The 14,374-nt window shown below is 73.0% G+C and carries 14 protein-coding genes; 9 read left to right on the forward strand and 5 right to left on the reverse strand.

Features of this window, described 5'->3' with window-relative positions; all coding sequences use genetic code 11:
• Genes ABD296_RS10930 through ABD296_RS10940 form a run of 3 tightly spaced genes read left to right on the forward strand, consistent with a single transcriptional unit; the run spans window position 1 to window position 1,638 of the window.
• Window positions 1–759 carry a hypothetical protein gene (locus ABD296_RS10930; protein ID WP_344264399.1) on the forward strand — a complete coding sequence of 253 codons (759 nt, stop codon included), beginning with the start codon at window positions 1–3 and terminating at the stop codon, window positions 757–759.
• Window positions 760–818: 59 nt separating this feature from the next.
• A complete protein-coding gene (locus ABD296_RS10935; RefSeq protein ID WP_344264402.1) occupies window positions 819–1,229 on the forward strand; it encodes a roadblock/LC7 domain-containing protein in 411 nt (136 codons plus the stop codon).
• 37 nt (window positions 1,230–1,266) lie between these two features.
• Entirely contained in the window at window positions 1,267–1,638 is a 372-nt protein-coding gene (locus ABD296_RS10940; RefSeq protein WP_344264405.1) for a hypothetical protein, read from the forward strand.
• A 95-nt stretch (window positions 1,639–1,733) separates the two neighbouring features.
• Here the strand turns inward: ABD296_RS10940 and clpB are convergent, their stop codons facing one another.
• The 5 genes from clpB to dnaK all read right to left on the reverse strand — a co-directional run bounded on the left by clpB (window position 1,734) and on the right by dnaK (window position 8,579).
• Window positions 1,734–4,331, reverse strand: a complete 2,598-nt coding sequence (clpB, locus tag ABD296_RS10945) for an ATP-dependent chaperone ClpB (protein WP_344264408.1) — start codon at window positions 4,329–4,331, stop codon at window positions 1,734–1,736.
• Window positions 4,332–4,352: 21 nt separating this feature from the next.
• Entirely contained in the window at window positions 4,353–4,799 is a 447-nt protein-coding gene (locus ABD296_RS10950; RefSeq protein WP_344264410.1) for a heat shock protein transcriptional repressor HspR, read from the reverse strand.
• A gap of 4 nt (window positions 4,800–4,803) precedes the next feature.
• Entirely contained in the window at window positions 4,804–5,982 is a 1,179-nt protein-coding gene (gene dnaJ, locus ABD296_RS10955) for a molecular chaperone DnaJ (RefSeq protein ID WP_344264413.1), read from the reverse strand.
• Between the two features lie 114 nt (window positions 5,983–6,096).
• A complete protein-coding gene (gene grpE, locus ABD296_RS10960; protein ID WP_344264416.1) occupies window positions 6,097–6,720 on the reverse strand; it encodes a nucleotide exchange factor GrpE in 624 nt (207 codons plus the stop codon).
• Window positions 6,717–8,579 carry a molecular chaperone DnaK gene (gene dnaK, locus ABD296_RS10965; protein WP_344264419.1) on the reverse strand — a complete coding sequence of 621 codons (1,863 nt, stop codon included), beginning with the start codon at window positions 8,577–8,579 and terminating at the stop codon, window positions 6,717–6,719. The genes grpE and dnaK overlap by 4 nt, the downstream gene beginning before the upstream one ends.
• A gap of 272 nt (window positions 8,580–8,851) precedes the next feature.
• Between dnaK and ABD296_RS10970 the strand changes: the two genes are divergently transcribed.
• The 6 genes from ABD296_RS10970 (at window position 8,852) to ABD296_RS10995 (ending at window position 14,322) form a co-directional block, all read left to right on the forward strand.
• Window positions 8,852–9,463, forward strand: coding sequence for an RNA polymerase sigma factor (locus tag ABD296_RS10970; protein WP_344264422.1), 612 nt, complete (start codon window positions 8,852–8,854; stop codon window positions 9,461–9,463).
• A complete protein-coding gene (locus tag ABD296_RS10975; RefSeq protein ID WP_344264425.1) occupies window positions 9,456–10,652 on the forward strand; it encodes a hypothetical protein in 1,197 nt (398 codons plus the stop codon). Before ABD296_RS10970 ends, ABD296_RS10975 begins: the two co-directional genes overlap by 8 nt.
• A 77-nt stretch (window positions 10,653–10,729) precedes the next feature.
• Window positions 10,730–11,071, forward strand: a complete 342-nt coding sequence (locus tag ABD296_RS10980) for an RNA polymerase sigma factor (protein WP_344264428.1) — start codon at window positions 10,730–10,732, stop codon at window positions 11,069–11,071.
• Window positions 11,068–12,279: a CU044_5270 family protein gene (locus ABD296_RS10985; protein WP_344264431.1), complete on the forward strand. Its 1,212-nt coding sequence runs from the start codon at window positions 11,068–11,070 to the stop codon at window positions 12,277–12,279. Before ABD296_RS10980 ends, ABD296_RS10985 begins: the two co-directional genes overlap by 4 nt.
• Before the next feature lie 121 nt (window positions 12,280–12,400).
• Complete coding sequence (locus ABD296_RS10990; RefSeq protein WP_344264434.1) at window positions 12,401–13,015, forward strand: RNA polymerase sigma factor; 615 nt, start codon at window positions 12,401–12,403, stop codon at window positions 13,013–13,015.
• Entirely contained in the window at window positions 13,012–14,322 is a 1,311-nt protein-coding gene (locus ABD296_RS10995) for a hypothetical protein (protein WP_344264437.1), read from the forward strand. The genes ABD296_RS10990 and ABD296_RS10995 overlap by 4 nt, the downstream gene beginning before the upstream one ends.
• The last annotated feature ends 52 nt before the right edge of the window (window positions 14,323–14,374 follow it).

Below are 14,374 nucleotides of genomic sequence, written 5' to 3' on the forward strand. Positions count from 1 at the left end.
ATGGCGGACCGGAATACGGCCGCCGCCGCCGAGGACGAGGACGAGGACGAGGGCGGGGCACAGGGCCGCGTCGCACGGACGCTCGGCATGCTGGAACGCGAACGCGCCACCGGCGTGCTGCGGATCGGCGACGACGGCGCCCTCCACCTCGACGGCGGAGCCGTCACCCGCGCCGTGAGCCGGCACGCGCCCGGCCCCGGCGAGCTGAACGGGGCCTTCGGCGGCCCCGACCCCGAACTGCCGGCGCTGCTCGCGATGTTCGACGCCGCCTACTTCCTGCTCGGCTCGGGGGCCGAGCCGGTGTTCGCCGAAGGGCCCGCGGCACGGGGGCCCGCCCGGCGGATCACCGCGGCGACGCTCGTCCACGAGCGGCGCCGGCGCCGCACCCTGCTGGACTCCGCCTGGCCCTACGAGGACCTGGACGCGGCGCCCGTCGTGCCGGTGCGCCGCGTCCGGCGGCAGCGCGTCATCCTCACCGGGCTCCAGGCGGAGATCCTGCTCAACGCCGACGACCGGCGCACCCCCGCCGAACTGGCCCGCGACCTCGGGCGGACGGCGTTCGCCTGCCTGCTCGCGGTCCGCGGCCTCGCCGCGGCGGCGCTGGTGCGCACCCAGCGCCACCGCGGCGGGACGGCGCCGCCGCCTGCCGCGCCGCCGCCTGCCGCGCCGTCCGCCTCGTGGGTGCAGCCCACCGGATGGGCGCCGGCCGACCAAGACCTGCTCGCACGGCTCCGCTCCGCCCTCGTGGAGCTCGGGTGACCTTGCGCGAGCGCTCCGGGAAACCGATCGAAAGGCTGACGAAGGTGCCGCGACCAGCCATGACCGTGACCGCGCGGACGCTCGAACCGGACGTGATGACGGAGCTGCGGACGCTGCGGGCGCGCGTCCCCCACCTCACCGGAAGCCTGGTCGCCTCCGTGGACGGCCTGCTCATCGCCGACGACCTGCCGCCGTCCGTCGAACCGTCCGGGATGGCGGCGGTGACCGCGTCCGGGCTGTCGCTCGCGCACCGCATCGCGCAGACCGCGCACGGCGGCGCGTTCCACGAGGTCGTCATCCGCGGCGTGGACGGCTACGTCGTCACCTACTCCGCCGGACCGGCCGCGTCCCTGACCGTCCTCGCCGAGGCGGGCGTCAACGTCGGGCGCCTGCACCTGGAGGCCCGTCCCACCGCCCGCGGCATCGCCGCCCACCTCGCCGCCCGGCCTGCGGCCCCGCACCGCGCCTGAACGCCCACCCACCGACGCACGAAGGAAAGGGAGACCCATGTCCAACCTGGACCTGTCGCTCAAGGACATGATGACGATCGACGGCGCCATCGGCGCGGCCGTCGTCGACTTCAACAGCGGCATGGCGCTCGGCCACCTCGGCAGCTCCAAGGCGCTCGACCTGAACGTCGCCGCCGCCGGGAACACCGAGGTCGTGCGGGCCAAGCTCCGCACCATCGAGCAGCTCGGCATCAAGGAGGAGATCGAGGACATCCTGATCAGCCTCTCCGGCCAGTACCACGTCATCCGGCCGGTGACCGGCCGCAAGGGCAAGGGCCTGTTCCTCTACACGGCCCTCGACCGGGGCCGCGCGAACCTCGCGCTCGCCCGCCACCGCCTCCGCGACATCGAGGAGAACCTCGAGATCTGAGCGGGTCAGGGCGGGTCAGGGCCGAAATCCACGCCCCGCCCGGCGAACGCGACGGGCCGGCGCGGTCACGCGCCGGCCCGTCCGATCGGACTCTTTCACTTCGTGAGGGTGAGGCCCCTGGACGGCTGGACCGTGAGCTTGTCGGCGGCCTCGTCGAGGTCGACGACCACGTCGTCGCCGTCGCGGACGTCGCCGGCGAGCAGCTCGCGGGCCAGCTGGTCGCCGATCGCGGTCTGCACCAGGCGGCGCAGCGGGCGCGCCCCGTACAGCGGGTCGTAGCCGGTCAGCGCCAGCCACTCGCGGGCCGCCTCGGTCACCTTCAGCGTGAGCTGCCGGTCCGCGAGGCGGTCGGCGAGCCGGTCGACCTGCAGCTCCACGATCCGGGTCAGCTCCTCGGTGGACAGCGCGTCGAACAGGATCACGTCGTCCAGCCGGTTCAGGAACTCCGGCTTGAAGGAGTCGCGGACCGCGGCCCACACCGCCTCCCGCTTCGCCCCGTTCTCCAGCGCCGGGTCCACCAGGAACTGCGACCCGATGTTGGAGGTGAGGATCAGGATAGCGTTGCGGAAGTCGACCGTGCGGCCCTGCCCGTCGGTGAGGCGCCCGTCGTCCAGCACCTGGAGCAGGACGTCGAACACCTCCGGGTGCGCCTTCTCCACCTCGTCCAGCAGGATCGCCGAGTACGGGCGGCGCCGGACGGCCTCGGTGAGCTGCCCGCCCTCCTCGTAGCCGACGTACCCGGGGGGCGCCCCGACCAGCCGCGCGACGGAGTGCTTCTCGGAGTACTCGCTCATGTCGATGCGGGTCATCGCCCGCTCGTCGTCGAACAGGAACTCCGCGAGCGCCTTCGCCAGCTCGGTCTTGCCGACGCCGGTCGGGCCGAGGAACAGGAACGAGCCGGTCGGGCGGTCCGGGTCGGAGATGCCCGCGCGCGCACGGCGCACCGCGTCCGACACCGTCTTCACCGCGGCGGTCTGGCCGATGAGCCGGTGCCCCAGCTCCTCCTCCATCCGCAGCAGCTTGCCCGTCTCGCCCTCCAGCAGACGTCCCGCCGGGATGCCCGTCCAGGACGCGACCACGTCCGCGACGTCGTCCGGGCCGACCTCCTCCTTGACCATCGTGTCGCGGTTCTCGGTCGCCTCCGACGCCGCCTCCAGCTGCTTCTCCAGCTCCGGGATCTCCCCGTACACCAGCCGCGAGGACGTCTCCAGGTCGCCGTCGCGCTCGGCGCGGTCCGCCTCGCCGCGCAGCTGGTCGATCCTCTCCTTGATCTCGCCGACCCGGTTCAGCTCCGCCTTCTCCCGCTCCCAGCGGGCGTTCAGCCCGTTCAGGTGCTCCTGCTTGTCGGCGAGGTCGGCGCGGAGGCGTTCGAGGCGCTGCTGGGACGCCTCGTCGGTCTCCTTCTCCAGGTTCATCTGCTCCATCTTCAGCCGGTCCACCGCGCGCAGCAGCTCGTCGATCTCGACGGGCCGGGAGTCGATCTCCATGCGCAGCCGCGACGCGGCCTCGTCCACCAGGTCGATGGCCTTGTCCGGCAGGAACCGGGACGTGATGTAGCGGTCCGACAGCGTCGCCGCCGCGACCAGCGCCGAGTCGTTGATCTGCACCTTGTGGTGCGCCTCGTAGCGGCCCTTCAGCCCGCGCAGGATCGCGATCGAGTCCTCCACGGACGGCTCGCCCACGAACACCTGCTGGAACCGGCGCTCCAGCGCCGGGTCCTTCTCGATCCGCTCCCGGTACTCGTCGAGCGTCGTCGCGCCGATCATCCGCAGCTCGCCGCGCGCCAGCATCGGCTTCAGCATGTTGCCGGCGTCCATCGCGCCCTCGGCCGCGCCCGCCCCGACGACGGTGTGCAGCTCGTCGATGAACGTGACGACCCGCCCCTCGGACTCCTTGATCTCGTTCAGGACGGCCTTCAGCCGCTCCTCGAACTCGCCGCGGAACTTCGCGCCCGCGACCATCGCGGCGAGGTCCAGCGAGACGAGCCGCTTGCCGCGCAGCGACTCCGGCACGTCGCCCGCGACGATCCGCTGCGCGAGGCCCTCGACGACGGCGGTCTTGCCGACGCCGGGCTCACCGATCAGCACCGGGTTGTTCTTCGTCCGCCGCGACAGCACCTGCACGACCCGGCGGATCTCCGAGTCGCGCCCGATCACCGGGTCGAGTCGCCCCTCGCGCGCCGCCGCCGTGAGGTCGACGCCGTACTTCTCCAGCGACTGGTAGGTGCCCTCGGGGTTCTCGCTGGTCACGCGGGCGTGCCCGCGCACCTTCTCGAACGCGTCCAGCAGCGCCTGCGGCGTCGCCCCGAACTCCTTCAGCAGGCCCGCCGCCGGGCCGCCGTCCGCCGCGAGGCCCACCAGCAGGTGCTCGGTCGAGACGTACTCGTCCTCCAGCTGCTGCGCCCGCGCGCCCGCCGTGTTCACCGCCCGGCTCAGCTGCCCCGACAGCCGCGGCGTCGCGACCGTCGAGCCCTGCGCCTTCGGCATCGCCGCGAGCTGCTCCTCCGCCCGCCGCCGGATCGCCTGCCAGTCCGCGCCGACCGCCTCCAGCAGCGGCACCGCGGTGCCCTCCGGCAGCCCGATCAGCGCGACCAGCAGATGCTGCGGCTCCACCTCGGGGTGCCCCTCGGCCGCCGCCCGGCGGATCGCGACCGACACCGCCTCCTGGCTCTTCTGCGTCAGCTTGACGTCCATGTCCCCGTACTCCTGAGAGAGTTACTCCCGGTTGCGCTCGTGCCACACCACGACGCTGGTGTGCCTGATCGGCACCAGGTCGGAGCCGGGAGTGCCGCCCGGGTCCCCGTGCCGCCGCTGCTGCGCCAGGCGCGCCGCGACCGACCGGGTCGATTCGAGTTCGTTCGCGAGCTCCTCCAGGGCGGCGTGCGCCTTGGCGAGCTCCTCGCGGAGCCGCACGTTGTCGCGCTGCAGCTCCAGGATGTGCTTGATGCCGGAGAGGTTGACGCCCTCCTCCTGGGAGAGCCGCTGGATCTCGCGCAGCATCACGATGTCGCGCATCGAGTACCGGCGGCCCCGCCCGGCCGTGCGGCCGGGGCACACCAGCCCCATCCGGTCGTAGGTGCGCAGCGTCTGCGGGTGCAGTCCGGACAGCTGCGCCGCCACCGAGATCACATAGACCGGAGTGTCGTCGCCGAACGGTTCCACTGGCTCACTCCGTCCTCGCCTGCTGGAGCAGCTCACCGCGCAGGTCCTCGCCGGCGCCCGCGTCGCGGAGCCGCTCCAGCGCCTCGCGCGTCCGGTCGTCCAGCTTGCTCGGCACCTGCACGTCCACGGTGACGAGCAGGTCGCCCATGGTGCCGTCGCGGCGCGCCGCGCCGCGGCCCCGCACCCGGAACGTGCGGCCGTTCGGGGTGCCCTCCGGCAGGCGCAGCGTCACCGGCTGGCCCTGGAACGTCGGCACCCGGATCTCCGCGCCGAGCGCCGCCTCCGGGAACGTCACCGGGACGGTCATCGTCAGGTTGTCGCCGGTGCGTCCGAACACCTTGTGCGGCAGGACCTTGATGTTCACGTACAGGTCGCCCTGCGGGCCGCCGTTCTCGCCCGGCGCGCCCTTGCCCTTCAGCCGGATCCGCTGCCCGTCCGCGACGCCCGCCGGGACGCGCGCCTGGATGGTGCGGTCGGACTGCTTGCGGCCGCTGCCGTGGCAGGTCGGGCACGGGTCGTCCACGACCAGCCCGCGGCCGTGGCACTCCCGGCAGGGCTCCTGGAAGCCGAAGTTGCCGAGGTTGCGGGTCTCGTGCCCGGTGCCCTCGCAGTTCGGGCACACCCGCGGCACCGTGCCGGCCTTCGCGCCGGTGCCCCGGCACGACGGGCACGCCGCCTCGCTGGTCAGCTTGATCGGGACGGTCACGCCGTTCATCGCGCGCCCGAACGACAGCGTCACGTCCGTCTCCACGTCCGCGCCGCGCCGCGCCCGCCGCGTCCCGGTCCCGGTCCCCGTCGTGCGGGTGCCGCCGCCGCGGTTGAACAGGCCGCCGAACAGGTCGCCGATGCGCTCGCCCGCGCCGCCCGTCTGCGTGCCCCCGGTCTGCCCGAAGATGTCCCCCAGGTCGAAGGGGAAGCCCCCGCCGCCCTGCTGGCCGCGGAAACCGCCCGGCATGGACCGCACCGCGTCGTACTCCTTGCGGCGCTTGTCGTCCGACAGGACGTCGTACGCCTCGGAGACCTCCTTGAAGCGGTCCTCGGCGTCGGCGTCCCCCTTGTTGGCGTCCGGGTGGTACTTGCGCGCCAGCTTCCGGTAGGACTTCTTGATCTCCTCCTGCGAGGCCGACTTCGAGACACCGAGGACTTTGTAGTAGTCCTTCTCCAGGTAGTCCTTGGTGCTCACGGCGCCCCGCTCTCTGCTATCGCCACTTGCGTCGAATCTTCGTCCGCCCGGCCCCGGGCCCGTCTTCGCAGGGACGGGCCCGGGCGGGCGTCTTCGCTCCGCCCGGAGGCGGGATCACTCGTCGCCGTCGTCGCCGCTCTCGTCGTCGCCGCCGGCGTTCGGGTCGGGCTCGGCCACCGCGACGCGGGCGGGCCTCAGGACCCGCTCCCCGATCCGGTAACCGGGCTGCAGCACGTCCACCACGCTCGTCTCGGCCACGTCCGCCGAGTAGGAGTGCATGAGCGCCTCGTGGACGGTCGGGTCGAACGGCTCGCTCTTCTCCCCGAACCTCTCCAGGCCGAGCTTGCCGGTGACCGCCTCCAGGCTCTCCGCGACGGACTTGAAGCCGCCGGTGAGCTCGTCGTGGTCCCGGGCGCGGCCGATGTCGTCCAGCACCGGGAGCAGCTCGGACAGCACCTGCCCGAGGGCCTGCTCGCGGACCGCGACCCGGTCCCGCTCGACCCGCTTGCGGTAGTTGTCGTACTCGGCCTTGAGCCGCTGGAGGTCGGCCAGCCGCTCGTTCAGCTGCGTCTTCAGCGAGGAGACCTCCTCGTCGGATGCCCCGGCGTCGCCGTCGGCCGTGGCCTGCGGGGCCGGCTCGCCCGCCGGCTCCCGCAGCTTCCCCGTCTCGGGATCGATGCGCCGCCTGTCGCGGATCACCGGGCCTTCCTTCTCCTCGCCCTTGTCGGGTGAGGTCACGAGGCATCACCCTTCGGCTTGCTGTCGTCGTCCACGATCTCGGCGTCGACGACCTCGTCGTCCTGCTCGCCCTGGGCGTCGGCCGTCGGGCCGGCGTCCTCGGCGCCCGGCTGGGCGCCCTCGGGGTTCTGCGCGTACATCGCCGCGCCCATCTTCTGGGAGACCTGCGCGAGCTTCTCGGCGCTGCCCTTGATCGCCTCGACGTCGGTGCCCTCCAGGGCCTTCTTCACCTCGGCGACCGCGTCGCCCACCTCGGTCTTCAGCTCCGCGGGGACCTTCTCGTCGTTCTCCCGCAGGAACTTCTCGGTCGAGTAGGCGAGGGTGTCGGCCTGGTTGCGGACCTCGGCCTCCTCCTTGCGCCGGCGGTCCTCCTCGGCGTACTGCTCGGCGTCGCGCATCATCTTCTCGATGTCGTCCTTGGGCAGCGCGCTGCCGCCCGTGATGACCATCGACTGCTCGCGGCCCGTGCCCTGGTCCTTCGCGCTGACGTTGACGATGCCGTTCGCGTCGATGTCGAAGGTGACCTCGATCTGCGGGACGCCGCGCGGCGCCGGCGGCAGGCCGGTCAGCTGGAAGGTGCCGAGCTTCTTGTTGTACGCGGCGATCTCGCGCTCGCCCTGGTAGACCTGGATCTCCACGGACGGCTGGTTGTCGTCGGCGGTGGTGAACGTCTCCGACCGCTTGGTCGGGATCGTGGTGTTCCGCTCGATGATCTTGGTGAAGATGCCGCCCTTGGTCTCGATGCCGAGGCTCAGCGGGGTCACGTCCAGCAGCAGGACGTCCTTGACCTCGCCCTTCAGCACACCGGCCTGCAGGCTGGCGCCGATCGCGACGACCTCGTCGGGGTTGACGCCCTTGTTCGGCTCCTTGCCGCCGGTCAGCTCCTTGACCAGCTCGGACACCGCGGGCATCCGGGTGGAGCCGCCGACCATGACGACCTGGTCGATGTCGCCCACCGTGATGCCGGCGTCCTTGAGCACCGAGTGGAACGGCGCCTTGGTCCGGTCGAGCAGGTCGGAGGTCATCCGCTGGAACTCGGCCCGGGTGAGCTTCTCGTCCAGGTGCAGCGGACCCTCGGCCGACGCGGTGATGTAGGGCAGGTTGATCTGCGTCTCGGACGAACCGGACAGCTCGATCTTCGCCTTCTCCGCGGCCTCGCGCAGCCGCTGCAGCGCCATCTTGTCCTTGGCCAGGTCGACGCCGTTGGCGTTCTTGAACTTCTCCACCAGCCAGTCGACGACCTTCTGGTCCCAGTCGTCGCCGCCCAGGTGGTTGTCACCGCTGGTGGCCTTCACCTCGACGACCCCGTCGCCGACCTCCAGCAGGGACACGTCGAACGTGCCGCCGCCGAGGTCGAACACCAGGATGGTGGCCTCGTTCTCCTTCTCCAGGTGGTACGCCAGCGCGGCCGAGGTCGGCTCGTTGATGATGCGCAGGACGTTCAGGCCCGCGATCTGGCCGGCCTCCTTGGTGGCCTGGCGCTGGTGGTCGGAGAAGTAGGCGGGCACGGTGATGACCGCGTCGGTGACCGTCTCGCCGAGGTAGGACTCGGCGTCCCTCTTCAGCTTCTGCAGCACGAACGCGCTGATCTGCTGCGGGGTGAAGTCCTTGTCGTCGATCTTGGTCTTCCAGTCGGTGCCCATCTCGCGCTTGACCGACCGGATCGTCCTGTCGACGTTGGTCACCGCCTGGCGCTTGGCGACCTCGCCGACCAGGACCTCGCCGTTCTTGGCGAAGGCGACGACGGACGGCGTGGTCCGCGACCCCTCCGCGTTGGCGATGACGGTGGGCTCGCCGCCCTCCAGGATCGCGACGACCGAGTTGGTCGTCCCGAGGTCGATGCCGACCGCACGTGCCATGTCTCTCGTCCTCCGTCGTTTCCGGTGTTATCGCGCCCCGGTCGCCCCCGGGGTGCGGCCGGTCGATGTCTTGTCTGTCCGCAAGAGTGCCCGGCCCTCGCCTCGTTGTCAAATGACTTGAGTCGAGCGGACTCAACTTTGCTGACGTCCTCTACAACAGGACGTATGAGCGACCTATTCCAGTTCCCGGCGGCGGCAGGAAACCGGGAAAGTGGGACCGGGTTGCGGGTGATACGTGTGTGACCGCCATCCGCGCCACGGAAAGGCACCCCATGACAGCGGACCCCCTCGCCGCGACGCCGGACCGGGCCGGCGCCGGCCCGGCGCCGCGGCCGTCCCTGCACGACCCGCAACGCTTCGGCGAGGTCTTCGACGCCCACTTCGCCGAGATCCACCGGTACGCCGCGAACCGCCTCGGCCCGGACGCCGCGCCCGACATCGCGTCCCAGACCTTCCTGGAGGCGTTCCGCGGACGGCACCGCTACGACCCCGCGCGGGCGAACGTCCGGACGTGGCTGTACGGCATCGCGACGAACCTGATCGGCAAGCACCGGCGCGGCGAGGTCCGGGCGCTGCGGGCCCGCGAGCGGATGGGCCCCGGCCTCGTCCGGGCCATCGAGGGCCACGCCGACGTGATCGACTCCCGCGTCAGCGCGCAGGGCCTGCGCGGACGGCTCGCCGGGGCGATCGCGGGACTGTCGAAGGGCGAGCGCGACGTGCTGCTGCTGGTCGCGCTCGCCGAGCTGAGCCACGAGGAGGTCGCGGCGGCGCTGGGCGTCCCGTACGGGACGGTCGGCTCCCGGCTCAGCCGGGCCAGGAAGAAGGTCCGCGAGGCACTCGGCGGGACGAATCCGATGCGCGACGGGGAGGACGACCATGGATGAGCTGCGGACCGTGCGGGAAGCCTACGGCGAGCCCGCGCCGCCGACCATGACGGAGATCGAGCGGGCCCGCGCCCTCTGGGACGGGGAGAGCGCGCCGCGCCGCCTCCGCACCCGGTTCGGACGGCCGTTCGGGATCGGCCTCGGCGTGGTCGCGGCCGGTGCCGCGGCGGCCGTCGCCATCGCGGCCACCGGGCAGGGGGCGGCGGACGAGCCGGGATCGCCGAAGGCGCCGGGGAACATCGACCTGGGCCGGCAGGCGGTGCTCGCCGCGGCCACCAAGGCGGAGCAGGCGCCGACCGGCAGGTACTGGTACACCGACCGGGTGTCCGGCCAGTCCTACATCGTGCGCTCGAAGTCGGGCGCGCCGTACGCGATCGTCGGCGCGGCCGACGAGATGTTCGGCTGGGACGGCGTGAAGCCCGGCATGGGCGAGATGTACTACGACCGCGACCTTCCGGCCCGCCCGCTGACCGCGCAGGACGCGGCGGTGTGGCGCGCGGACGGGTCGCCGTCGAGCTTCCGCACCTGGTCCGGCGACCATCACGCCACCTACACCACCAAGGCGTCGAAGTGGCGGTCGAACGGTCCGGAAGTGGGCCTGGACCCCGAGGGCGGGGGCAAGTTCTTCTGGGGGAAAACCGCCCGGGAGCTGCAGGAACTGCCCACCGACCCGGCCGCGCTCACCAAGCTGATCCTCTCCGACGAGGCGCTGAGGAAGCGGTTCGGGAAGAAGGCCGCCAAGGCGCCCCGCGCGGTGGAGCGGACGATGACGCCCGCCGCGAAGATGCGGATCGCGGGAGGATTCCTGTCCGCCCCGACGCCGCCGAAGGTCCGGGCCGGCCTGATGCGGGCGCTGGCCGCCCTGCCGGGCGTCCGCGCGATCGCCCGCGACACCGACCCGCTGGGCCGCACGGGCGTCGCGCTCGCCGCCGACGCCGTGCCCTCCACGGACGACGGCGAGTACGGCACGAAGAAGGAGGATCAGGGCACCTTCACGTGGCGCAGCGTGTTCGTCTTCGACGAGCGCAGCGGCGCACTGCTGTCCATGCAGGACGAACTGGTCACGCCCGGCGGCCCGTACCGGACGCGCAAGCCCGGCTTCGTCATCAGCTACGAGACCTTCCGCAGCTCCGGCTGGTCGGACTCCGAGCCGAAGCCGCCGACCGCGCTGCCCTTCCCGGCCCGCTGATCCGGGATGCCCCGGTAAGAAACGGCGGGCCCGGAGCACTACCCGGGTGAAGCACCCCCGGACGAAGGGCTCGGACCTTGTCGGACCCCGAAGAGATCGCCCGGTTCACGGCGCTCTACGACGCGCACCATCCGCGCGTCCACGCCTATGCCGTGAGCCGGGTCGGCGTGCAGGCCGCCGAAGAGATCACCAGTGAGACGTTCTGCGTCGCGTGGCGGCGCGTCCGCGACCTGCCGGACGAGCCGCTGCCCTGGCTGCTCGGCATCGCCCGCAACCTGCTGCGCGAGTCGTACCGGGCGCGGGACCGCCGGGACGCGCTGGCCCGCGAGCTGCGCACCGCGGAGGCGCGGACGCCGGACCCCGGCGTGCCCGCGCGACGCCCGTCCCTGGTCACCCCGGAAAGGAAGGCCGTCCGATGAAGCACGACGTGATGGAGGCGCTGGCCGCGGCCCGGCCCGCGCAGCTCGACCCGCCGGCGGACCCGGCCGCCGCCCGCGCGCGCCGGGACCGCGACCTCGGACGGGCGTTCCGGGCGGACCCGGAGGCCGCGCCCGCCGGGGGACGGGCGCGGGGGCGCCGTCCCGTCCGCTGGGCGGTGACCGGCGTGGTCGCGGCCGGAGCGGCGGCGGCCGTGGGGATCGCGACGATCGGCTCGTCGGGTACCCCCGATTCGCCCGGCGGCCCCGGCCCGTCCCAGAACATCGACCTCAACGAGCAGGCGGTGCTCGCGGCTGCCACCAAGGCGGAGCAGGCGCCGATCGGGAAGTACTGGTACACCGACCAGATCGACGGCCAGTCCTACGTCGTGCAGGCGAAGTCCGGCGCGTACGCGATCGTCGGCGCGCAGAGCGAGTCGTTCGGCTGGCAGGGCGCGAAGTCCGGCACGGGCGCGGGGCACCACCTGCGCGACCTGCCGGCCCGCCCGCTGACCGCGCGGGACGCGGCGCTGTGGCGCAAGGCGGGGTCCCCGTCGAGCTTCCGCGTCCGGACCGACGGCGGCTTCACCACCTACCGCACCAAGGCGACGCAGTGGCGGTCGGACGGCCCGGAGGCCGGCATCGACCCGCGCGGGGGCGGCGACTTCCTCGGCAAGTCGGTCGAGGAGCTGCGGAGGCTGCCGTCCGACCCGTCCGCGCTCGCCCGCCTCTTCCTGAGCGACGCGGAGGTGGGCAGGAGCCTCGGGACGTCCCCGAAGAGCGGACGGGCTCCGAGCGCGGAGCAGGCCGCCTACGCCAGGATCTGGCGGGTCGCGTCGCTCCTCGGCAACTCCCCGATGCCGCCGAAGGTGCGGGCGGGACTGATGCGGGCGCTGGCCGCGCAGCCGGGCGTCCAGGCGATCGGGCACGTCACCGACCCGCTGGGCCGCCGCGGCGTCGCGCTCGCCTCCACCGAGCGCACCACGACGATCACGGACGGGCCGAAGGACGAGCGGGGCGCGTACCGCTCGCGCCAGGTGATCGTCTTCGACGAGCGGACCGGCGCGCTGCTGTCCGTCCAGGACACGCTGACCCGGCCCGGCGGGAGGTACGCGCAGATGAAGCCGGGCTTCGTCATCGACTACTCGGCCACCCGCTCGTCGGGCTGGACCGACGCCAGGCCGAAGCCGCCCGCGAAGCTCCCCTTCTGATCCTCGCCACCGCCCCCCGCCGCCCCGCCCCCGGCCACCCGTACGGCCGGGGGCGAAGGCGTTCCGGGGGATCGGTTGAGAACGGGGTGACCTTCCCTCCCCCCACAGCGAGGATCCCTCCATGGCACACGACCGCCCGCCGGAGCGCGGAGGCCCGCCGGGACCCGGCTCCGACGCGGAGGTGATCGCCCGTTCGCGGCGCGAACCCGATGCGTTCGCGGAGATCTTCCACCGCCACTTCGCCGAGATCCACCGGTACGCGGCCCGCCGGCTCGGCTCCGACGCGGCCGACGACATCGCCGCCGAGACCTTCCTCATCGCCTTCCGCAAGCGGGGCCGGTTCGATCCCGAGCGCGGGACGGTCCGCCCCTGGCTGTACGGGATCGTCACCCGGCTCGTCGGCCTGCACCGGCGCGCGGAGGGCCGCCGCTACCGGGCGCTCGCGCGGACGCCCGCCGAGAACGTCCAGGACGGGCACGAGGACCTGGTCGCGGCGCGCGTCACCGCCGGGGACGCCGGCACCGACATCGCGGACGCGCTGGCCCGGCTGCCGCGCGGGGAGCGGGACGTCCTGCTCCTGGTGGCGCTGGCCGACCTGTCGTACGAGGAGGTCGGGCAGGCGCTCGGCCTGAAGACGGGCACGGTCGCGTCCCGGCTGCACCGTGCCCGGCGCCGCCTGCGGGAGTCGCTCGGCGGAGACCACCCGGCCCTGATCGCAGAGGAGGCGACGGCGTGAGCGGGATCGACGAACTGGACGGCGTGCGGCGGCTGCTGGCCGAGCCGCCGGGACCCTCGTCCGAGGCGTCCGAGAAGGCGTTCGGGATGCTGGCGGACGAGATGTCCGGCGGCCGGCGCGTCCGGGCGCCCGGTGCGCGCCGCCGGATGCGGTCCCGGTGGCCGCTCGGCCTCGGCGCGGGCCTGGTCACGGTGGGCGCGGCGGCGACCGTCGCCGTCGTCGCGACGGGCCAGGGGGCGCCGGAGCCGCCGAAGGCACCGTCCGGAGTGGACCTGAACAAGCAGGCGGTCCTCGCGGCGGCGGCGAAGGCGGAGCTGATGCCGACCGGGAAATACTGGTACACCGACCAGATCCACGGCCTGTCCTACATCGTGCGGCCGAAGACCGGCGCGTACGCGATCGTCGGCGCGCACAGCGAGACGTTCGAGTGGACGGGCGCGAAGACCGGCACGGGCGAGGCGTTCTTCGGGCGCGACCTGCCCGCACGCCCGCCGACGCCGAAGGACGAGGCGCTGTGGCGCAAGGCCGGTTCGCCGTCGAAGTTCCGCGTGTGGTCCAACGACCACTACTCCACCTACGACCGGCGCTCGACTCCGTGGAAGGCGGACCACCCGGACGCCAAGGGCGGCGGCAGCTGGTTCCATGCCGGCGGCGACATCGCGGTCAAGGACCTGCAGAACCTGCCCACCGACCCCGAGCGCCTCGCCGCGCGGTTCCTCGACAGGGCGTCCCCGCTCGAGTTGCGGAAGAAGGCGCTCGAGAGGCAGGCGGAGTCGATGCGGCGGGCCCCCGTCCCGGGCGACCCGAAGAGGCGCGCCGAGAGGGCGCGGGGCATCGAGAAGCTCCAGTCGAAGATCGCCGAGATCGGCGCGCAGATCGCGAAGGAACCGGACGGCTCGCGTGCCAAGGTCCTGAACGCCGAGCGCCTGATGATGGACCTGCCGCTCCCGCCCGCGGTGCGGGCCGGGCTGATGCGGGCTCTCGCCGCGCAGCCCGGGGTGCGGGCGATCGGGCCGGTGGTGGACGGGCTGGGCCGCAGGGGGACCGCGCTGGCCGCCGCCGACACCACCACCGAGGTGACCGGCGAGCTCGGCGACCCCGCCGCCGAGCAGGGCTCCTACACGTCCCACCAGGAGATCATCTTCGACCCGGCGACGGGTGAACTGCTCGGCAGCCGGAGCGTGCTGACCCGGCCGGGCGGCGCCTACCGGTCGCAGGCGCCGGGCTTCGTGATCGACTACTGGCTGGTGCGCTCGTCGGGCTGGACCGACGCCAGGCCGAAGCCGCCCGCGAAGCTCCCCTTCTGACCCGCCCTCTTTTTCGTTGAGTTGCGGCGAGTCGTCGTTATGGAACGTCCCA

Source organism: Actinomadura napierensis (genome assembly GCF_039529375.1).
Lineage (GTDB): Bacteria > Actinomycetota > Actinomycetes > Streptosporangiales > Streptosporangiaceae > Spirillospora > Spirillospora napierensis.